General features: G+C 40.4%; 23 protein-coding genes and 13 tRNA genes. 11 read left to right on the top strand and 25 right to left on the bottom strand.

Annotation, left to right across the window (positions count from 1 at the left end; all coding sequences use genetic code 11):
* Window positions 1-7: 7 nt before the first annotated feature.
* The 18 genes from ACWATR_RS35620 to ACWATR_RS35535 all read right to left on the bottom strand — a co-directional run bounded on the left by ACWATR_RS35620 (window position 8) and on the right by ACWATR_RS35535 (window position 5,466).
* Window positions 8-81 (bottom strand) — tRNA-Gln (locus tag ACWATR_RS35620).
* 5 nt (window positions 82-86) lie between these two features.
* A tRNA-Asn gene (locus tag ACWATR_RS35615) sits at window positions 87-161 on the bottom strand.
* Between the two features lie 9 nt (window positions 162-170).
* Window positions 171-244: transfer RNA gene (locus tag ACWATR_RS35610), tRNA-Phe, on the bottom strand.
* 6 nt (window positions 245-250) lie between these two features.
* Window positions 251-324, bottom strand: a tRNA-Arg gene (locus tag ACWATR_RS35605).
* A gap of 6 nt (window positions 325-330) precedes the next feature.
* Window positions 331-418, bottom strand: a tRNA-Ser gene (locus ACWATR_RS35600).
* 4 nt (window positions 419-422) lie between these two features.
* Window positions 423-503: transfer RNA gene (locus ACWATR_RS35595), tRNA-Tyr, on the bottom strand.
* A gap of 7 nt (window positions 504-510) precedes the next feature.
* Window positions 511-587, bottom strand: a tRNA-Glu gene (locus tag ACWATR_RS35590).
* 127 nt (window positions 588-714) lie between these two features.
* Window positions 715-789: transfer RNA gene (locus tag ACWATR_RS35585), tRNA-Trp, on the bottom strand.
* A 3-nt stretch (window positions 790-792) separates the two neighbouring features.
* A tRNA-Ile gene (locus ACWATR_RS35580) sits at window positions 793-867 on the bottom strand.
* A gap of 5 nt (window positions 868-872) precedes the next feature.
* Window positions 873-946, bottom strand: a tRNA-Cys gene (locus ACWATR_RS35575).
* Window positions 947-952: 6 nt separating this feature from the next.
* Window positions 953-1,026: transfer RNA gene (locus ACWATR_RS35570), tRNA-Arg, on the bottom strand.
* A 3-nt stretch (window positions 1,027-1,029) separates the two neighbouring features.
* A tRNA-Glu gene (locus tag ACWATR_RS35565) sits at window positions 1,030-1,106 on the bottom strand.
* A 3-nt stretch (window positions 1,107-1,109) separates the two neighbouring features.
* Window positions 1,110-1,185 (bottom strand) — tRNA-Asp (locus ACWATR_RS35560).
* 201 nt (window positions 1,186-1,386) lie between these two features.
* Window positions 1,387-1,908 (bottom strand): HNH endonuclease, encoded by a 522-nt coding sequence (locus tag ACWATR_RS35555; protein ID WP_460343725.1) that lies wholly within the window; start codon window positions 1,906-1,908, stop codon window positions 1,387-1,389.
* Between the two features lie 435 nt (window positions 1,909-2,343).
* Window positions 2,344-2,772 carry a COG3650 family protein gene (locus ACWATR_RS35550; RefSeq protein WP_460343723.1) on the bottom strand — a complete coding sequence of 143 codons (429 nt, stop codon included), beginning with the start codon at window positions 2,770-2,772 and terminating at the stop codon, window positions 2,344-2,346.
* Between the two features lie 618 nt (window positions 2,773-3,390).
* Window positions 3,391-3,621 carry a hypothetical protein gene (locus ACWATR_RS35545; RefSeq protein WP_460343720.1) on the bottom strand — a complete coding sequence of 77 codons (231 nt, stop codon included), beginning with the start codon at window positions 3,619-3,621 and terminating at the stop codon, window positions 3,391-3,393.
* 79 nt (window positions 3,622-3,700) lie between these two features.
* A complete protein-coding gene (locus tag ACWATR_RS35540) occupies window positions 3,701-4,957 on the bottom strand; it encodes a tyrosine-type recombinase/integrase (protein WP_460343717.1) in 1,257 nt (418 codons plus the stop codon).
* A complete protein-coding gene (locus ACWATR_RS35535; RefSeq protein WP_460343714.1) occupies window positions 4,957-5,466 on the bottom strand; it encodes a DUF3122 domain-containing protein in 510 nt (169 codons plus the stop codon). The genes ACWATR_RS35540 and ACWATR_RS35535 overlap by 1 nt, the downstream gene beginning before the upstream one ends.
* Before the next feature lie 298 nt (window positions 5,467-5,764).
* Here ACWATR_RS35535 and ACWATR_RS35530 point away from each other — a divergent pair, with 298 nt between their 5' ends.
* Window positions 5,765-6,400: a hypothetical protein gene (locus ACWATR_RS35530; protein ID WP_460343711.1), complete on the top strand. Its 636-nt coding sequence runs from the start codon at window positions 5,765-5,767 to the stop codon at window positions 6,398-6,400.
* Window positions 6,401-6,606: 206 nt separating this feature from the next.
* On the top strand, window positions 6,607-7,491 hold the full coding sequence (locus ACWATR_RS35525; protein WP_460343708.1) for a DNA/RNA non-specific endonuclease: 885 nt from the start codon (window positions 6,607-6,609) through the stop codon (window positions 7,489-7,491).
* 5 nt (window positions 7,492-7,496) lie between these two features.
* Here the strand turns inward: ACWATR_RS35525 and ACWATR_RS35520 are convergent, their stop codons facing one another.
* Complete coding sequence (locus tag ACWATR_RS35520) at window positions 7,497-7,901, bottom strand: nuclease A inhibitor family protein (protein ID WP_460343705.1); 405 nt, start codon at window positions 7,899-7,901, stop codon at window positions 7,497-7,499.
* A 157-nt stretch (window positions 7,902-8,058) separates the two neighbouring features.
* On the opposite strand from ACWATR_RS35520, the gene ACWATR_RS35515 reads away from it, so the two are divergent.
* Window positions 8,059-8,463, top strand: a complete 405-nt coding sequence (locus tag ACWATR_RS35515; protein ID WP_460343702.1) for a DUF4112 domain-containing protein — start codon at window positions 8,059-8,061, stop codon at window positions 8,461-8,463.
* A gap of 24 nt (window positions 8,464-8,487) precedes the next feature.
* Here ACWATR_RS35515 and ACWATR_RS35510 read toward each other — a convergent pair whose 3' ends face one another.
* Window positions 8,488-8,844, bottom strand: a complete 357-nt coding sequence (locus tag ACWATR_RS35510) for a hypothetical protein (RefSeq protein ID WP_460343699.1) — start codon at window positions 8,842-8,844, stop codon at window positions 8,488-8,490.
* Window positions 8,845-9,064: 220 nt separating this feature from the next.
* Here ACWATR_RS35510 and ACWATR_RS35505 point away from each other — a divergent pair, with 220 nt between their 5' ends.
* On the top strand, window positions 9,065-9,553 hold the full coding sequence (locus ACWATR_RS35505; RefSeq protein WP_460343696.1) for a DUF4385 domain-containing protein: 489 nt from the start codon (window positions 9,065-9,067) through the stop codon (window positions 9,551-9,553).
* A 292-nt stretch (window positions 9,554-9,845) separates the two neighbouring features.
* On the opposite strand, the gene ACWATR_RS35500 is transcribed toward ACWATR_RS35505, so the two are convergent.
* A complete protein-coding gene (locus tag ACWATR_RS35500) occupies window positions 9,846-10,118 on the bottom strand; it encodes a GlsB/YeaQ/YmgE family stress response membrane protein (RefSeq protein ID WP_069068080.1) in 273 nt (90 codons plus the stop codon).
* Between the two features lie 383 nt (window positions 10,119-10,501).
* Here ACWATR_RS35500 and ACWATR_RS35495 point away from each other — a divergent pair, with 383 nt between their 5' ends.
* Entirely contained in the window at window positions 10,502-10,822 is a 321-nt protein-coding gene (locus tag ACWATR_RS35495) for an S-layer homology domain-containing protein (protein WP_460343692.1), read from the top strand.
* Between the two features lie 259 nt (window positions 10,823-11,081).
* Here ACWATR_RS35495 and ACWATR_RS35490 read toward each other — a convergent pair whose 3' ends face one another.
* Window positions 11,082-12,812: an AIPR family protein gene (locus ACWATR_RS35490; protein WP_460343689.1), complete on the bottom strand. Its 1,731-nt coding sequence runs from the start codon at window positions 12,810-12,812 to the stop codon at window positions 11,082-11,084.
* A 323-nt stretch (window positions 12,813-13,135) separates the two neighbouring features.
* On the opposite strand from ACWATR_RS35490, the gene ACWATR_RS35485 reads away from it, so the two are divergent.
* From ACWATR_RS35485 to ACWATR_RS35470, 4 genes are all read left to right on the top strand, one after another.
* Window positions 13,136-13,384, top strand: coding sequence for a helix-turn-helix domain-containing protein (locus ACWATR_RS35485; protein WP_460343686.1), 249 nt, complete (start codon window positions 13,136-13,138; stop codon window positions 13,382-13,384).
* 143 nt (window positions 13,385-13,527) lie between these two features.
* Window positions 13,528-13,668, top strand: coding sequence for a hypothetical protein (locus ACWATR_RS40435; protein ID WP_465249747.1), 141 nt, complete (start codon window positions 13,528-13,530; stop codon window positions 13,666-13,668).
* Window positions 13,669-13,760: 92 nt separating this feature from the next.
* Window positions 13,761-14,468 (top strand): hypothetical protein, encoded by a 708-nt coding sequence (locus ACWATR_RS35475; RefSeq protein ID WP_460343683.1) that lies wholly within the window; start codon window positions 13,761-13,763, stop codon window positions 14,466-14,468.
* Between the two features lie 95 nt (window positions 14,469-14,563).
* Window positions 14,564-15,334: a DUF559 domain-containing protein gene (locus ACWATR_RS35470; protein ID WP_460343680.1), complete on the top strand. Its 771-nt coding sequence runs from the start codon at window positions 14,564-14,566 to the stop codon at window positions 15,332-15,334.
* A gap of 65 nt (window positions 15,335-15,399) precedes the next feature.
* Here ACWATR_RS35470 and ACWATR_RS35465 read toward each other — a convergent pair whose 3' ends face one another.
* A complete protein-coding gene (locus ACWATR_RS35465; RefSeq protein WP_460343677.1) occupies window positions 15,400-15,534 on the bottom strand; it encodes a hypothetical protein in 135 nt (44 codons plus the stop codon).
* Window positions 15,535-15,551: 17 nt separating this feature from the next.
* The gene (locus ACWATR_RS35460; protein WP_460343674.1) at window positions 15,552-16,103 is read right to left on the bottom strand and encodes a hypothetical protein; all 552 of its coding nucleotides are present in this window, start codon (window positions 16,101-16,103) and stop codon (window positions 15,552-15,554) included.
* Window positions 16,104-16,322: 219 nt separating this feature from the next.
* On the opposite strand from ACWATR_RS35460, the gene ACWATR_RS35455 reads away from it, so the two are divergent.
* Window positions 16,323-16,589, top strand: coding sequence for a hypothetical protein (locus ACWATR_RS35455; protein ID WP_460343671.1), 267 nt, complete (start codon window positions 16,323-16,325; stop codon window positions 16,587-16,589).
* Window positions 16,590-16,736: 147 nt separating this feature from the next.
* Here ACWATR_RS35455 and ACWATR_RS35450 read toward each other — a convergent pair whose 3' ends face one another.
* Window positions 16,737-17,348: a hypothetical protein gene (locus ACWATR_RS35450; RefSeq protein WP_460343668.1), complete on the bottom strand. Its 612-nt coding sequence runs from the start codon at window positions 17,346-17,348 to the stop codon at window positions 16,737-16,739.
* A 414-nt stretch (window positions 17,349-17,762) separates the two neighbouring features.
* On the opposite strand from ACWATR_RS35450, the gene ACWATR_RS35445 reads away from it, so the two are divergent.
* The coding region (locus tag ACWATR_RS35445; protein ID WP_460343665.1) for a hypothetical protein at window positions 17,763-18,221 on the top strand (459 nt) is incomplete at its 3' end.

Below are 18,221 nucleotides of genomic sequence, written 5' to 3'. Positions count from 1 at the left end.
ATATAAGCTGGGAAGGAAGGAATCGAACCCTCAAACTTCGCATTCAAAGTGCGACGGCTTTGCCTGTTTGCCTACTTCCCAATAAATGGCTGCCCCAGTAGGATTTGAACCTACAACCCCCGCGTTAACAGCGCGTCGCTCTGCCATTGAGCTATGGGGCAATGTGCCAGTCCCCCAGATCCGGATTGAACGGATGACCTCCTGTTCTTCAGACAGGCGCTACTACCAACTGAGCTACCAGGGGGTAAGGCGAGAACGGAAGGACTTGAACCTTCACTTTTCAGTTTCGTAGACTGATGTGTTATCCAGTTACACCACGTTCTCATAAGGCGGAGAGAGAGGGAGTTGAACCCACAGTGAGATGATGAATCTCACAACTGTTTAGCAAACAGCTTGCCCTGCCGATAGCAATCTCTCCAGAATGGGACGGGCTGGAATTGAACCAGCAACGCAAACGCGGCGGTTTTACAGACCGTTGCCCACACCAGTAGGCGAGCCGACCCATGAATTTGGTAGTGCAGACGGGACTTGAACCCGCTAATTACACGCTTGAAAGACGTGCCGCTCGGCCACTTCGCTTCTGCACCATGTATGCCATGTAAGTTGAAAAAGCTGTTGATTCACACACAGGAATTGAACTTGCATAGACTGTTTTAGAGACAGTTGCCTTACCATTAGGCGAGTATGTAAGCTTTTTCGGTCAGGACACGGCAACGCACAGACTAGGACTTGAACCCAGAACAACAGTTTTGGAGACTGTGGTGTTGCCATTAATTACACCATCTGTGCATTTGGTAGCAGTGGCGAGAGTCGAACTCGCATATACCAAGTTATGAGCTTGGGGCTTTGCCGTTAAGCTACACTGCAACGTTTGGAGTCCAGGGCGAGAATTGAACTCGCACAGTCGGTTTTGCAGACCAATACCCTACCGTTAGGCGACCTGGACATACTACGAGGACGACAGGAATCGAACCTGTGACCACTTGCTTCGGAAACAAGCGCTCTTTCCGACTGAGCTACATCCTCATTTGGAAGCCTTGACGGGAGTTGCACCCGCTTCTCTCTGACTGAGAATCAGAACGACTTATCTATTCGTCCACAAGGCTACACGGGGATGATGGGATTTGAACCCACGGTCTTTCGCTCGACAGGCGACTGCTTTAAACCGGACTAAGCTACACCCCCACGTTGGATGGCAATTATTTAGTTTTCATGGTTCAGAAGTGTTTGCGCTATGCCTTTTTGAGAGGCTGTAGTGCTTCACTACATATATACTACATAATGTAATACAAAGTGTCAAGGGCATACTACAAAATTTTGAGAAGAAGTGAGAGGACATTGTGATGTAATCGCGGTATTGCCCTCTCTGACTAGGTTTGAAGTTAATTACTCGTTCTCACTTAGGCGTTGTGCGTTCCAAAACTGTTCGGCAAATGCTACTGCTGGGTGAATTGGGGCTTTGGGCTTATTTTTCAGTACCATTCCAGCTTCATGCGGTAAGCGATCGCTCTTAGTTGAATTACACTTCTCACACGCAGTTACAACGTTGTCCCAACTGTGCAGCCCACCTTTTGAGCGGGGGATTACATGGTCAAGGGTCAGACGCTTGCTGCTACCGCAGTATTGGCAGGTGTAGCTATCACGCTTTAACACTTCACGCCGATTTACAGGTGGTACTTTCCAGTGGCGTTCGGGATTACCAACAGTCAAGCGAATATGTTCGGGAACTTGTAGTACAACACTAGGTGAGCGCACTTCCCACTGCTTTGTAGTACCAAAATTCAACGATTCTGCCTGACCTGTGACTAACAGCACGATTGCTCGTTTGATGTTGATACGTGCCAGTGGTAAGTAGTTCTTAGAGAAGACCACCACCGAATTTTGTAATATGTGTGGTTGAGCTTGCATCACTGATTCACTCCTCAAAAAATAACCCCCGCCTCTGAGATTCAGGAGCGGGGGTCAGATAGTTGATACTTTTTGCCCTATGTTGGTGCTGTAAGACATTTGCACCTCCCGCTTTGGATAAGTTGATCTAGATTCAGCCATCCGGTAATCGCTTCAAAAATACTTTCACGCTGCAATTTACAGCCGACAAAACAATACATTCCCTCAAACGCAAACAGCGCGAATACTCTGCCTAAACCCTTGTTGGGTCGGCAATGCATCACGCTGCTAATGGTTGAGGAGAATCTGCTTATCATTGAAGGTTTGTAGTATTTGTAATTGAGACTTATATCAATAATACAGTTGTAGTATGCGTTTGTCTACTGCACAATTCTGGGGACGGGCGAACGCTGCGTGAATGCCTTAGCGGTAAAGGCTAAATTTGCAGATGGGGCATCATTTTTTCTCAGCACAACCTTCTAAAACCTTATTCCCCAGGATAAAAATTGCCGAGTATGGATACTCTTTATCTGACATACCATCGCTACAGGCATCGACTTTTTTGATGATTAAGATATTGTTGCCTTTCCCTTGAAGTCGGTAAACTCGCACCAAGTCTGCTCTCCGCGCCTCTGCTTTTAGAGGTGCAACATAGGAGAAGGTTTGCTGTTTTGTGTCTGGCGAAGAGTAGACAATTGCCTTCTTGCTCACAGTAACACTCCAAAAGGGTTCTGTACCCCTAGCGATGAATTCTTCACTACTCGTAGTTTCTGCAACAACGAGACTATTGCTAGTAATAGATGATTCATTGGCAGTACTGCGACTGTTAGCTAGTAAGCTAGCGCCAAATAAGAGCAGAGTAACATAACAGATGAAACTTTTCATGTATCGAGGTATAGCTACTAATTTGCAATATTCTTGTATGTTAATCGAGTAATATCGTTTTTAATTTTCCGGAATCGCTAACTTTACTGTGGTAGTAACACACAGACAAGCAAATATAACGCACTTTCTATAATTAACCTTTGGGAATATACCCAACTCAAGCCTAGTCGTTATGACTAGGCTTTTGAGTTTGAGTCTGTTACCCGAAGAGTTAAAGCAGGTATCGCATTTACCACAACGATAACTGCCCCGGTGAAACATTAGACTTACCGCCTCTATGGTATAAAAGGTGACAAGCGCTGCACAGAGCTATAAGGTTGCCTCTGTGATTATTTGCTGGATTTCTGTCCCAATGGTGTACCTGTAGCGTGTACACTCTACGTTTTGAGCGTGTAAGTTTTGCTGTATTTTCTCCTGGGGGGATGCACTGTAACCCGCACTTTTGACAACGCCACTGGGCTTGTTGCTTAACTGAAGTGGCAATTTCTGACCAATTGTCTGGGTACAGAGAATGGGTGAACATCATTCAGTATAATTAAACTGCGGCTTGACCAATTGTAATGCCAATAGCAGTACGAAAGCTTAATCAAATTCATTCATACATATAGGCGATCGCTACTAGCCATAAATATCTTTTAATACAGCTTCTAGCCCCGCATTTAAATCTTGCAGTGCTGCATCCAAACTGTCATAACTTTCTTTTCCCTCCCAAAACATTCCACCACAATCGAGTGCGCGTACAAAAGAGTTGAGAGGACTATCTACGTCATAACCAATTTCAATCCAGCCTTCATGCTCATCTACCCAACGAGCAATATTTGGGTAAGTTTTTTCAAATGAAACTTTCATATTTTCCTCTAGAACTAATCACCCCATCACTCATCATCATCGGGCAAATACAACCCACTACTATCAGTCGGTCTTTTAATCAAAACCTCGGCAACACTGTACCCGTGCCTGCGTCTTTTTTTGTGCGGACATAAGCCTTTGTTGTGTCGGTTTTACTGTGCCCCAACTGGTTTTGCACCTCAAAAACATTTTTATGCTCGACTGCTCTTGTCGCGTGAGAATGGCGTAACCAGTGACATGAAAACTTCACCTTTGCCACCTCGGAGATATCCTGAATCAACCTTTTTATTGCCCGATCGCTCAACGGCAACCCCTTTTTTGCTGGGTCAGGTGACATATTCGCAAACACGGGCATCTTATCACTAGCCATCCCCCGGTACTTTTTGAAAACGAGCGAAGTCTGATGGTCTAAGCCAATCTCGCGGTACTTGCCACCTTTGCCTCGGAACTTAATCGTATAGTATCCCCGGTTTCTATCCTCTGGTGTCGGGTCGGGATACCACTGGAAATTATGCCAATATAACCCCGGATAATCTTCCTTGGGTTGGCCCGGTTCATCACCCGGAACCGTCACGCGACCCACTTCACCAACCCGCATCCCACTGTAAAAAATCAAACTAAAAACTAGCCAATACTTACCCCCCAACTGCTTGGCTGCATCAGCTAGCTTCTTCATCTCGAAATCTTCTAGATATCGCTCTGCCTTCGGTAAATTACTGAAATTGTCGTAATTTATACTACTTGCAATATTCCGCAAAAAATAGCCAATACTCTCCCCGCTCCCATAGCTCCACAGCGATCGCAATATCAGCACTCGGTTACTTTTAGTATAAGGGGAAATCTCACCCCAACTAGCAATAAATTCGAGTAATTTTGGCTGCTGTAGCAATCTTAAATCAGGTATACCTTCATGACGTACCCAATCAAGCAATTTTTGACCAAATCGGTAGTATTTTCGTTTAGTTTGTTCGCGGTTTTGGCTTCCAGCCCAAGCCAAAATTAACTCCTCATCATTACCCACCGCAGGCGTGCGGTAATAATATTGCCGAATTACCTCCTCTACCAATTCTGGAGTTACTTGAGCATTAGTGTTTTTAATTACACTTGGTTGGGGAGTAGCAGGCAGAATTTCTACAGAGCCAATCTCAATATTAGTAACATCCATCTGGTCTTTAGGGTTACGCGACCATAAAAATATAGCTTCCTGGAAGTGCGGTTTCAGGAAGCTTTTATATTCTACGACAGCGCCGTGGATATGCCGGCATTGCCGGCTCTGGTATTTGTCACCAAGCAACGAAGAAGGTTTTTGGTTTTTTGTGATACTGGCGGCTTTCATCAATCAATCTCTGTCACTAACCATTGCCACTCAGTTATTACGGTGTTGGGTATATTGAGAACCAATGGCTGTCCACTCTCTAATGGCACATAGAGTTTGAGCGCATCGGTTGTTGGCAATTTGGGTAAGACATCAGTTAAGTTATATTCGCCCACATTTGGGGCGGGTGCAGTTAAAGCGTAGACATCCGATGCCAAAAGCAATTTTCCCGTTACTGTCTCGATTTCTAATGGTTGGGGGTGAGCCAGTTCAACCACACCCGGAAAAGCAACCAAACGCAACCTTAAGTCTTTTATTGCACTGTTGTAATTTTGTTTGAACAGCAGCACTTGCCAAGCGTATCCAAATTCATCTTTGATAGATACTTGCGAGTGGTAGCGCAAGACACCAGGGGAATCATGATGTTGACGTAGCAGTGCGTGTGCTTCTTCTACACCCCATCCATATAGAGTCAATGCGAGAAAGACTACTAGGGCGCAACGCCAGATAATTTGTGTAAATCGATACATTTTAATTTCCGATGAGTTCACATTATTAGTTTTCGAGCGCTGCGATCGCTCGTGCAACACGACCAATAGTCACCCTCATCATGATACTGTCAAGGTAATTATCTTTTCGGGATGACGCGCTCACTCGGTCGCGCACAGTCCCGGTTTACCAAGAATGGGAAAGGGGGAATGGGGAAAGGGTTTAATTGTTCCTTTTCTTTTTAACCTTTACCCTTTGCCCTTTCACCCTCTTCTTTACCTAGATATGAGCAATACAGGGAGAACAAAGAAGCTAGCATCTTTCAACTGTGACCAAAAGATGTGGGAGCAGTTTATCGCCCGTTGTAAGTCGAAAGGGACGACGGCAACAGCCACGCTCACCCAATTTATCGAACTTTACCTAGATGATATAGATAACCTTGACGCAATTGGTGGCGATAATTTAGATAAACGCTTGGACTCTAAGATTAAGGCAAGTGTTGAGGAATACTTAGTTGCTGGCAACAATAATAACTACAACCCTACGAATGAAACGATATTAGCTATTTGCTCACGACTTGATAAGCTGGAGTCACATTCAAGTGACTCTAATAGTAACGAAACCGAAGCAATCCATAATCTCGCCGATTTAGAAGAAAAAATTGAGGGGATAACAGCCCGAATGACACAGTTGGCTGAGGCGATTATTAAAATTCAAAATCATCTCAACAACCAACCGAGGCGGGGCAATAAATCGTACAACAACAATTCATCCTATCAAGGGCAAACTCCGCGAATGCAACCATTAACCGAAGAAGGTTTGGCTTCAAGACTTGGTGTAAGTCAAGAAACTGTACGCAAGGAGCGAATTAATCTGCACCCACCGCTTTTTGTGGCATGGTGCAAGGGCAAAGATAGAGCAGGGTTAGGGTGGGAATTTAACGAAAATACGGGGTTATATCATCCGGTAAGTTAGTATTTTGATTAATTTCAATAATTTCTGAATTTACACTGATTCGTTCGTCTTTTTGCGATGTCTACGACGGGCTGCTCGGTGTCGCCCTCCATTTTTCAAAGAGGAAACTTGAGCTTCAGTGGGGAGCTACGCTCTTGTAGTCAAAAACTGGACATCCCCTTAAAAATGGTGATGATTAATTTAATCTGCGATAGTAGCTAAAATTTATGCGTTTAATCAATCATTTTTGGGCTTTGGCTGTTGCCACTGGGCTAATTGCTCTATTGGGGTGTTCGCCAGCACCAAGCCAGCCACCAACATTAACTCAGTCGCCAACACCGACAACAGAAAAACCATTACAGCCAACGCCGATTGTACCTACTAAACCCTCAATAAGCATTCATTTGCTGCTGGGATTTCCCAGCAGCGCAACTCCAACGAGCATTACTCCAGATAATTATCTAATGGTAAAAAACCAGTACGCGCTCTCCTACAATCAAAGCAAGGGAACTGCCAACTGGGTGGCTTGGCAGTTAAATAAATCATGGCTGGGTAATGCTGAACGCCAAAACAACTTTCGTCCTGATAATACTTTGCCTGCGGGTTGGACGCGAATAACTCCCAGTGCTTACACAGGCTCAGGTTACGACAGAGGCCATATTGCACCATCGGGCGATCGCACTAAGACGGTAGAGGATAATTCCTCAACTTTCCTCATGACCAACATGATGCCGCAGACACCAGATAACAATAGAAATACATGGGGGAATCTAGAAGACTATTCCCGATATTTGGTAAGCCAGGGAAAAGAACTTTATATCGTAGCTGGGCCTGCGGGAAGTCAAGGTGAACCCCTTAAAGGTAAGGTGACAGTTCCTAAATCAACTTGGAAGATAATTGTGGTTTTAGATAGCTCCGGCTCTGGACTTGATGGTATTACTGCTAATACTCGCGTTATTGCGGTTAATATTCCCAACGAGCAAGAAATCAACAACGATTGGAGAGCTTATAAAGTAAGTGTTGACCAACTCGAAAATTTGACAGGCTATGATTTTCTTTCTAATGTCTCACCAGAGATTCAGTCAGTTATTGAAAACAAGGTAGATTCGTAAACCACTCAAGTTTCTACAACTTTTGTAGACAGTCCGATACTGTCTCCCGATGGAGTTTGACCAATAACATAGACATCAATCTCTATTTTCCCAAGGCGATACACCTGTAGATTACTCAGGTTTTCTTTAAGTGTCTGCACAAGAGCTTGAAATTTGTTGACGGTTGCTTTCTCTTCTTCGCCGTGCCAATCTTCAGGAGTTGTGGACACTTGAAAAAAATCGTCAATCCCCACAATTTTAATGGGTGTGTCTTGAGAATGATTTGTTTGTTGTATAACTTTTTGGGGTGTTGCAGGTGTGATATCTTCCCAAAGAAAAACTTCAAACGGGTACTCAGACTCACTCATGATGAGTAAACCATTCGCTGCTGTACGAAGCTGGTCAATAATTTCTGAATTAGTTTTAGTCATATAGAGAATAATACAGCGAACGCAATAAACTGTATCATCCATCTGTCTGCTTTTTAGGCAGTATTGGTGGATTTTTACTCATACTTTTTCTTTCTAACGGTACAAGACAAAGAAGCCAAAATAGTGCAATTTAAGAGTAGTGTAAATATGGTCAATTATGGACGCTGCTAAACGCCTTGCTACTCTAAATCGCATCCGTAAACTCAGCCGTTTGATGGATACATCAATACGCATCCCTTTAATAGGTTTTCGCATTGGAATAGACCCAATTATCGGTTTAGTTCCAGGTGCCGGTGATTTAATCAGTACAGCGTTTTCAGCTTACATCATATTTTTAGCTACTCGCTTCGGCATCCCACGCCAAGATTTAGCCAAAATGATTTTTAATGTAGGTTTAGAAACAGTAGTGGGTACTGTGCCTTTAGTAGGTGATTTGTTTGATGCTTTTTATAAGTCCAACATTAGGAATTTAGCAATTTTAGAGCAACATTTGACAGTGGTTGAACCAAAACTTCAAGAAGTGTCTGATGAACTTTACTCTCGTGAGTTAAGCCAAGTTTGAGGAGGCATATTTAAAGAAATTGCTCTACACGCTATCATCCATCCAGCTGCACTCTGGATTTTGACAATCCCAATGCACCCGTGCTGTGTAGTCGCGCTCAAACTCATACTCGCACTGGGGACATTTGCCAGTAAACATAGGATGGGTATCTAGCAGTTCTAGCTGTTGCTGTTGCGTCAATCGCTGCTGTGGTTGCAAAATTAGTTCGCCGTTATAGTAGGTTGCCCCTTCCGGTTGCCATAGCTCCTCTACTTCAGCGTTGGGGTCAAGTCGAAAGTCCAAGCAGCTATCCCCCTGTGGCCCTGCTGGGTGAACGGCACAGACTATGTGGGGATTGTGTGAGTAGAGGAGACAGCGATCGCATTGAGGAATTTTCGGCATAGTATCAGTTATACACCCTACTTTTTCCTAAAGGAATATCCAGTTTCTCTCAGGTTTAGGGCAGATACCGATTCATCCTTACCCAATCTTGAGCAGATTTCCTGGCGCAAGGACATTGTTCACGAATTGGGTGCTAGATAGCATAGTAGAACAAAATCTCAATACTTAGATAGAAGTTGAACTTTTTTTGAAAGTTTACTATTCCTAATAAAAATCTCTCATGGCTTTTGATTATTCTTTAGACTTTAAAAATATTGATTTTCGCCAACATCCTGAACTCTATCGTATTGGCAAGGGTGAGCAGGGTGTACTTTTGGTAGAGCCATACAAATCAGAAATTCTTCCTTACTGGCGCTTCAAAACTCCTGATATTGCTAGAGAGTCAAGTGAAAAAATCTACTATATGTTTCTTGTTTATCTAGAACAAGATGATTTTGTTGGCGCGGATATGGCACGAAAGTTTATCCAAATGGGTTATACTCGCTCTCGCCGTTATGCTAATCATAAAAGCGGCAGGAAGTATAAAGAAAATTCGGAAACTTCAGATTCCAAAAAAGAGATTCTTCCCTATGAAGTAGACCCAGTTAAAGCCGAGTCAGCAGCAATATTTAAAGCGAAGTGGGTACAAGCAAAGACAAATAAGAAATATCAAGAGCTTTTAGCCAAACATAAGCAGATGTATGAAGTAGCTAGTACTCCGTCAACTTGAAATTAAGTAACTTTCGTAGGGTGTGTTATACCGTAGGCTAATGCACCTTCCAAGGTATTATCGCTCCTTTTGAGATTTTCTTGCTTGAATTCTAGGTAATAACTTTGTTAAGCTGCGCTTTCCTCTTTACGAGACGCGCTTACGCGAATGCTTAAACGGCATCGCACTCTAACAAAACAATAGCGCCCACCTAAATACAGGCAGGCGCTATTCAAATAATTTCAATTCAGGGAAAAAATCTAGTGAAATGAGTTCCCTGATTTTTACTATTAATTAATTCCAATTTAATTGATTACACAGCACTGCGACGATTTAGCAAGTTCCACAAGAAAACAGCGACAATTGCGCCAAGAACCGCTACTGCAATACCAGGAATGCTCAAAGTGGGGGCGGCTAATGTCAAGGTTCCTGTACTGAAGAATACACCTAAACTTCCACCAACAAAAGCACCGATAATTCCTAATAAGATTGTTCCGAGAATTCCGCCACCTTGATGACCGGGGTAGATAGCCTTTGCAATAGCACCAGCAATTAGACCTAAAACAATCCAAGCAAGAATATTCATTGTTTTAATTTGATAAACGTTTTTTAACTGACAAATACACAATAGCAATCCAAACATTGACATTCAATCTACCAACAGAACCAATTATTAATAGCCTTGAGGATGAATGCTGTTACTTCTGGTGATATACCCCCTAATTAAGATGGATAATAAATAAAAAAGCTCCTAGTAGGTCTAAAACTAGGAGCTAATAAATTCATTGCTTGATAATTGCAGTATATGCATTTCTAATGATTTATCTCATCTACTTTAAGAATTAAGCTAAGTTTGAAAGCCGAATATTAATTTGATAAGGTGAAGGGGTAAATGGCTTGTAGCTGCGACCAATGTAAAAGAAGTCCTCAATTGCTGGCTTGTTAAATTCAGCCACCTTTACAACTACCTTGGCACTAGCAACAATTATTTTTTATCCATCAAAAGCTTTGTCACAAACACCAAGCGACGGGCGCAACACGGTTCCCCAAGCAGGTTGCCTATCTGGATATCCTGATGACACATATCAAGGTTCGCGCCCAGTTACGCGTTATGAATTTACTGCTGGCTTGAATACGTGCCTAAATCAGCTAAATCAACTTATTCCCGCTAATAGGGCGGATTTAGCAACTAAGCAAGATTTGGAAATTTTGCTCAAACGACAAAGGGAATTAAACCAACAACTTCGAGAACTCAACGAGCGAGTTGACACCCCACCTGCTACAAAATAAGTATTCGACAGCAGTTAGTTTATGCGATGGCGGAAGCGCCCGCTTTATAGCGATCGCTCTTAATTCTTAGAGGAAACCCCAAGCGTAGGCGTAGCCCGTCGCAGACATCGCTCCCTGGTGTAGCTTTGACTCGCTTGATTTTCTGAAGCGATCGCTCCTCAAGTATGTAACTTTTCCTCTAAGAATTTTATATATCCTCAAACAAGCGTGTAATTTCAGCTACTTTATTGTGCAGTGGCTGATTAAATAACAGTAATAATTACTTATTTTTCAGCACAAAGCTTTTTAAGCCATTACTTTTATTAACACTGTTAAAGAACATCCAGAGTCTACTATGGCTGCCATTTTTATCTAGATAGTCCTTGCACAATTGAAGGGTTTTATTTAGTATTTCTGTCAAGCTAATTTTCTTATAATCTCTAAAATTATCTTCGCTGAATTCAGGCAATAAAACTTTAGCATCTATTTGTTTTAAGATTAAATGTAATACCAACAAATTTCCGTATTTGATAATATCCTGTGTAATTTTATTGTCTATTTTTCCTTGTTTTTCAGTAATGATATTATCGATTTCGCGTTTTATTTCTATTTGCCTCCATAGTTGCATCGCAGTAACTTTGGAGTTAAACAAGCTAGTGTATGGAGCTTGAGAAGTATCCGACCATAGCTTACTGATATCTTGTTTGGCGGTAATAACTAAATTCACATCATGATTGCCACAAGCTAAGGTGACGGTGGCTTCTTCTAAATCGTAATTGTTTTCATCTCTAGCTGGAGTATCAGCAGCACGCTTGTAGTGATAGTTTCTGCCGTTAGTTTTAAATTCCTTGCGTAACCTTTCTTGTTCAAAGTCTAGTGCTACAAAATCTCTAACTTCAACTTTATTTTGTGTATTGGTTGCTTTTGTAACTCTCAAACCAAAAGAATCTTCTTGACATTTTTCCAAAGATATAAATCTTATAAAGATTTCTGCACTTTCTAAATTTTCTTTTTGTTCTTCAGAAGCTTCTTCGTAAAATGCACCTATACTACCTATAGTTTGAGCGCCATTAACAATACTAATACCCTTGGCTACAAAGTCTCCTAATCTTTTATCTGTTTTTGCACCTAGTCTATCTATGTCTTTACATAAAACAGTTATGCCGTTATTAAAATACCAAAATAGCCTTGGCTCATTTTCGAGTGTTATACTAATTTCACTATTGACGTTACTTGTACCTAAAAAGTCTCGAATATTCTTAGAAAATAATTTATTTTTATATTTATTCCACCACTCTACTACTTCCATAGCACTGATTTGTCCGTAGTAAGCTGGATATGGTTCATCAATTTTTCCCCAGTTTGACAGTCTAAAATTGACTTCAATCTCTTCGTGCTTGTGATTATCAATTACAGCATTATAAGCCGCATCTAGATCAAATACTTCGAGCGATGCTATACCAGCATTATCGCGATTTAAAATTTCAATGCAATCTTCTTCTAACACTGTCCTAGCATGAGTTGATAGCTTGGAACCAGTATAAGCAATTACAACTTTGATTTTGAGTCCGGGAGTCTTAGTGACTGCAAGAATTTCATCTTCTCTTTTAGTAAATTTATCATTAAATCTTTTTGCTTTCTTAGAATCAAAATCTAAGAAGTCGAAAATTCCATCTTTAAAAGTTTTCATTTCATTTTGTTTGGGGCTATTTTGACCATTCTGTATCCACTTCGATTGAACAAGCCATAAGGTTTTTTGTTTCTCATTAAATAAAAACCCATCTATACCATTGTCTTCACCCCCATCGACAATAGCTTCTGCTGCTTGTCTGGGGCTGACACCAGCTAATATATGTAACGAATAAGCCGCTAATGCCCGACTATTCAAAACATTGTCTTTATCATTTTTCTTTTTACCGTCACAATCTGACATATCTATTAATTCTGCAAAAATACCATTAATTTCACCTTCGACTTGTTTGATGTGAAACGCAGTTGTCTTATCGCTCATTATTTCCTAAGCTACCAATTGTTATGGAGTCTACGTAAAAGTCCTATTAAGTAGTATTCTTACTACTTAATTATCAGTTCATCAGTTTGCTAGTTGTGATTGAAATCACATATAAATGTGAGAAGAGATCGCCCATCCAAACTTTGCTTCTAATAATTCAAGTTCAACATCACTTAAAAAACTTCCATTCATTAAAGCAAGAAATTTTACTATAAAAATTCATTTCAGTGTATGTACGGGGGACGACCAGTTTTAGCCTGACTAATATGTAACAAGCAATATAGCATCAGCTACTTAAGCTAGAAGGTAAAGTTTCAAAGTAAATGACTATCAAAAAACCCTTGGCTATCAAACAGCCAGAGGTAGGGCAGATCATTCGTGATCTGCGGCTTTTGGCTGGGCTAACGCAAGAACAATTTGCACCAACTCTCGGTGTGACATATACAACAATTAACCGTTGGGAAAATGGACGCTCTAAACCGTCGCCGCTAGCGATGGAGAAGATTGAGGGGATGTTGGAAAAGATGGGCGCTCAGGGTCAGGATTTGTTGGCGAAGTATTTGCCAAATTAGTTGTTTGCTCAGTTTTGGTATGAGCGATCGCAGAGATTATCGAGCCACCCAAAATTATCGCTAACCCCCCTGACATTGGTTACTGGACTGATACCAGTCGCGTTGGTGTTAAACCTTGCGCCAAAATCCGCTTTACCAGCAAGTTGGTAGAAAAGCCCCTGCTACGCGAAGACCTCAAGCTTGACCCTGTGCTAAAGACCTTGATGGTGATTCGTCAGCCAAACGCTACAAACTACAAGGTTACACAACAGGAATGGCAACGTGTACATGAATTAAGAGGATAGCGATCGCTCATTCGTAAGGAAAAACTAACAGTAGAGGCGATCGCACCCCAGATAATTAAGTAAATATTGCAACAAAATAGATAATTATTTATATGAGTGAACCTATTACTTTAACTGCACTTTTCGGAGCTTCTAAAGCAACTGCTGACATTTCGATAAGAATAGCTAAATCTTTAAAGCTAATAGAATCTATTGAAAGTAAAGTTGACCTTTTAACGCAGGTGGAATTTAATGCTGCTTGGAAAACACTTCTTCAGGCGTGTAATTCTAGCTCTTCTGATGAACAAAAGTCTGTTCTTATTAACAATGCTAGAGAGAGTTTTACTAACGCTACTTGTCTTGAAAAAGGTGAGCGACTTTTTTATACTTACTTAGGATTAGCAATTTGTCATTATTTACTTGATGATGTAAATAATGTTAAAACAGCTTTAATAGAGGCTACCAAAGTTAGTATATATAAGGATATTTATCAACAAAGACGAGATTCTTATCTGGGTTTTAATAAGTATGGCATTAATTCAATTATAAATAGTTATAATCCTGTAAATATGTTAAATCTCATAAAAGGTATATTTGCATATCCATTGCTTTTAGCACAAAAAACAGAAATTCAAAAATATAATAAATCTAAAAGTGATTTAATTGACCATATTTTGAGAAAAATAAATGCTGAACAACAAATGATTATTATGGTAACAAGAACTAATCAGCCAAGCGTTATATTTACAAGTTTAGAATCAAAATCATTGGAGTTAATAAATTTACAAAAACAATGTATAAAAATAATAAGTAATATTTGATTTTCAATATTTAGCCATCACTTCGCTCGTCATAGGCATAGCTTCCTCCCATTTTTAAGGGAAAAGTACACAAGCAATAGATGATAGTAAAAAATATGAATGTTGTAACTCAAGAGGTAAAGACTAAATTTAACCCATCAGGAGACGAGCAGAACCTTGATGAAAGCGCAATTGTATTAAAAAGTTCTAGTTTACCCTATTTTATAGAATTACGAACTTCTTCTTTAATTGATTATATTTTAAAAATTTACTCAAAAAGTAGCTTTACTAGAAAAAGTATTAATGACTGGTTAGCTATAAGAAGTAAGTCAGGATTTTATAAAGAATTAGCTCCTAATTTACATTTAGCATACGCTGACCAACGTGATGGACATAATTCAAAACATTGGTGGACATTATTTTTTAATGAGCATTATAAAGAAGATATATTGAATAATATAAAAATTGAAATATCTTCCGTTAAAAGTAAATATTCAAAAGATGATACTAATGCCCAGCATCAATGGGGTGGCTTAAATTTTAGGTCAAGAACAGAAGTCAGAATAGCACACGCCTTACATAGTCAACGACTTTTATTTTTTGCTAATAGCCGGGCTTATATGGATTTAACTGATTTACCTATTTCTAACATTGATAATAATCAATTAAAAGAAAGAATAGAAATAGATTTTTTAGTTTTCTATAAACAAAAGTGTATGATTTTGGAAGTTGATGGAGAACATCATCAGCAAGCATCACAAAAAACTAGAGACTACAGAAGGGATAGAGTCTTATTACGTGATGGTATTCGGACTGCTAGATTTAATGCAAGTGAGTGTTATAACCATCCTTTAGAGGTCGTTACCGAATTTTTGAATCTTTTTTAAGATAGGTAATTTTGACACTCACACCTGCATAGGCTTCTTGCACCGCAGGCATCTCCCTTCAGCATTTACCAACCGTTTGGAGACAGTATTAGGTAAAGTAATTTGATTAGCGATCGCCCCTCAATCAAGCAAGGAGAGCGATCGCTCTCCCAATTCTTAGAGGAAAAGTTAAGGATGCGTAGTTTATCAATCGCGCTCAAGCCTAAAAATCAGCATTTTAACCAAGATAAGGATATTGTGGCGGTTTGATTTTCAACAATTCTGTCCAATATCGTATAGCATTATGTTTGGTGGTTTCGATGTCACGCGATTTGTGAACTCTGCCTATTTCCATTAAAAAATATGTAAGTTTAAGAGCAGGAAGAAAGTTAATCAACCCTACCGCTTGAAAATGTTGTAAAAATAAGTGAATAATAGTTTGTAATTTTTGTCTGTGACGAAAATACATCCACCATTTCATTTGATGTATGGCGATACTGGTTTGATAACCTAATGTAGTTTCTACCTCAATTAATTTATCTTTAACTTGATGATAAAACTGCATTTCTTTATCAAAATCACCTGCTTGTTGAGCATTAGCAGCATCATCCGCTAATTGATAAGCTTCACTAATTAAATTACTTGCCGTTTCTGCCTGCTGTTGAGTATAACCAAGTTTCAGATATATAGTAGCTGCTGCTGATGCCAATTCTGTAAACTCCTCAGCATCATGTAACCAATATATTTGTGCTTGTAATTCCCCTAGTGTGGCTGCTAAAGTCTCATTCATATTCAATTTAACTTTTCCTGTAAGACAATCTGGTAGTGATTAACCACACCAGTATTTTAGGTGTTAAGGGTTTCCTCTAAGAAACGGAAAAGAGCGATCGCCCCAATCAAGTGAGGAAAACCCAGGAGTTACCCGACGCAGACATTGCTCCTGTTGAATTTACCAACCGTTTAGAGACGGCATTAGGTAAAGTGGCAGTAAAAGTACTTTAATTGGTAGTTGCGTAGGCATACCATTCTTAGAGGAAAAGAGAAGCGATCGCCCACCCCAGCCATGACTGAAACCCACAACCTCGCCATGACCGATACCAAGTATGCAAAGCTGATAGCCCAAGGCTACGACCCCAACCTAGAACACCAGTTGATAGAGCTTGGCGAGAGCTTAGACCAAGCCAGGAAGCTAGCGCGAGTAGTGGGACTGACACAAGACAAAGCACCAGAGACTGATCAGGAGTGGGAAGAATTTATGGCAGTTTGGGGGGATTAGTTCTCTTGGAAAGTGAGCGATCACATCATGTCAAGAAGACTAGTGTATTCTCAATATGCGTTTGCCCTGATATGGCGGACAAAGTACTTTAATGGGTAGTCAAGAGATGGCGCAGAGCGTCTACCATAGATGGTTTTGATGGTTGCCTTAATACAACGTATGTAACGTTCCAATCCAAACATCTCCTGTTTTAATAGCAAAGTATCTATCACCATTTTGGAGAAAACCTGACCTGTAGGCTTTTTGTTTGATTTTGTTAATTTCTGCTTCACTTAGCTGGTCAATCTTTTCATAAAAATAATTTTCTTCGGCGTGGAGTTCCCACTGAAAATTTCCCAGACTGAAGTTGTGAATTTTATATTTATCAAATGGAAACGCTCTCTTTTCGTTGCTCTTTGTAAAAGTATTGTTATATCCAACAATCCAATCTCCAGTTGCTGCTACAACTTGAGAGTTGATAAAATGATGCTCAAACAACCATATTTTTAAGTAAAAAGGCTCTCCCGACTCCTGAAGTGTTTTATGCCAATTTAAATAAATCTCTATTAAAGCCTCTAGTATTAATCGGTTGTACCAAATGGGAGGATTTCTTCTTACTAAGCGATACCAGGGGTCAATAGTGACCTTGACATAATCTCGTTGAGACTTGTGCAATTTGGTTACATCTAAGGTGAGATTGTAATTCTTCCAATAGTTAATTTTTCTAATCTGTTTTTTCCAACCTCGAATCTTTTTTTTATTACTGTACGGGTTTGACATGGCAATTCTACAGGAGCTAACTAATCTACTACTGTAGTATGTATATATTTGGCTTTGAGTTACTTACTTTGTATAAACCCGAAAGCCATACCACCTTTACTATGTGTTTTCTAGTACATTACTAGCCAGTTGTATGTAGAGAAGCGATGACCGAGCGCTGTGAATTGGCTGCTGAGTTCTACAGCGTTGGGTCAACAACTGGCGATTTGTGGCTGTTCTGTTGTGTTGATATCTCATTTAAACCGCAATTCAGAGATAAGTTATGCCAAATTGCCTGAACCTTGAAACATAGCGGTATAACTTCAATTTTTTCTTAGAGGAAAGCCCAAGCGTAGGCGCACCCCTTAAAGTAAACATCGCCACCTCACAACCCCAAATCCTGCTAAAATCCCTGTATTCAATACACCAACTACCATGTCTGGCAAAGGATTTGGGCAATCTCAACCTACTAAAATCGATAAACTTATTGAATCTGCGGTGCGTTATTGCCACCAACGCAGTCCAGAAGCCCTAGATAGCATCTTTGATAATCTACCTGTCAACCTGAACCAACAAGTAGTAACAGGGATTTTGGCAGCATTGCAGAAAGATATTGACACTTTGAGTTGGTTTTGCGGCTACATGGCATCAGAAATCAACCGCAGTGAGGACAACCAAAAGCCTCATCATCCCATTGCCGAACTTAGCAAAACTTTGATTACATCGGGAATGGAACCGTTTACTGATTTTATTCCTTACCCAGGTTGCCGCATCGTCATACTCAATTCTGAGAAATTTGAATCATTGCCGCCTAGAGTGCAAGCAGCAGTCAAAGAAGCTTTTGATGTGGTAGAAACTAGTGGGGAAGAGGCACAAAGGAGAAATGAGGCATTG

Source organism: Nostoc sp. UIC 10890, from assembly GCF_054786515.1.
This window is presented reverse-complemented; position numbering and strand designations above follow the sequence as displayed.

Excerpts from the sequence above, each read along its gene's own strand:
- ACWATR_RS35555 (WP_460343725.1), bottom strand. The coding sequence starts at position 1,908 with ATGCAAGCTCAACCACACATATTACAAAATTCGGTGGTGGTCTTCTCT.
- ACWATR_RS35490 (WP_460343689.1), bottom strand. The coding sequence starts at position 12,812 with ATGAGCGATAAGACAACTGCGTTTCACATCAAACAAGTCGAAGGTGAA.
- ACWATR_RS35505 (WP_460343696.1), top strand. The coding sequence starts at position 9,065 with ATGGCTTTTGATTATTCTTTAGACTTTAAAAATATTGATTTTCGCCAA.
- ACWATR_RS35475 (WP_460343683.1), top strand. The coding sequence starts at position 13,761 with ATGAGTGAACCTATTACTTTAACTGCACTTTTCGGAGCTTCTAAAGCA.
- ACWATR_RS35540 (WP_460343717.1), bottom strand. The coding sequence starts at position 4,957 with ATGAAAGCCGCCAGTATCACAAAAAACCAAAAACCTTCTTCGTTGCTT.
- ACWATR_RS35525 (WP_460343708.1), top strand. The coding sequence starts at position 6,607 with ATGCGTTTAATCAATCATTTTTGGGCTTTGGCTGTTGCCACTGGGCTA.
- ACWATR_RS35500 (WP_069068080.1), bottom strand. The coding sequence starts at position 10,118 with ATGAATATTCTTGCTTGGATTGTTTTAGGTCTAATTGCTGGTGCTATT.
- ACWATR_RS35450 (WP_460343668.1), bottom strand. The coding sequence starts at position 17,348 with ATGTCAAACCCGTACAGTAATAAAAAAAAGATTCGAGGTTGGAAAAAA.
- ACWATR_RS35510 (WP_460343699.1), bottom strand. The coding sequence starts at position 8,844 with ATGCCGAAAATTCCTCAATGCGATCGCTGTCTCCTCTACTCACACAAT.
- ACWATR_RS35460 (WP_460343674.1), bottom strand. The coding sequence starts at position 16,103 with ATGAATGAGACTTTAGCAGCCACACTAGGGGAATTACAAGCACAAATA.
- ACWATR_RS35550 (WP_460343723.1), bottom strand. The coding sequence starts at position 2,772 with ATGAAAAGTTTCATCTGTTATGTTACTCTGCTCTTATTTGGCGCTAGC.
- ACWATR_RS35520 (WP_460343705.1), bottom strand. The coding sequence starts at position 7,901 with ATGACTAAAACTAATTCAGAAATTATTGACCAGCTTCGTACAGCAGCG.
- ACWATR_RS35535 (WP_460343714.1), bottom strand. The coding sequence starts at position 5,466 with ATGTATCGATTTACACAAATTATCTGGCGTTGCGCCCTAGTAGTCTTT.
- ACWATR_RS35485 (WP_460343686.1), top strand. The coding sequence starts at position 13,136 with ATGACTATCAAAAAACCCTTGGCTATCAAACAGCCAGAGGTAGGGCAG.
- ACWATR_RS35530 (WP_460343711.1), top strand. The coding sequence starts at position 5,765 with ATGTGGGAGCAGTTTATCGCCCGTTGTAAGTCGAAAGGGACGACGGCA.
- ACWATR_RS35470 (WP_460343680.1), top strand. The coding sequence starts at position 14,564 with ATGAATGTTGTAACTCAAGAGGTAAAGACTAAATTTAACCCATCAGGA.
- ACWATR_RS35515 (WP_460343702.1), top strand. The coding sequence starts at position 8,059 with ATGGACGCTGCTAAACGCCTTGCTACTCTAAATCGCATCCGTAAACTC.
- ACWATR_RS35545 (WP_460343720.1), bottom strand. The coding sequence starts at position 3,621 with ATGAAAGTTTCATTTGAAAAAACTTACCCAAATATTGCTCGTTGGGTA.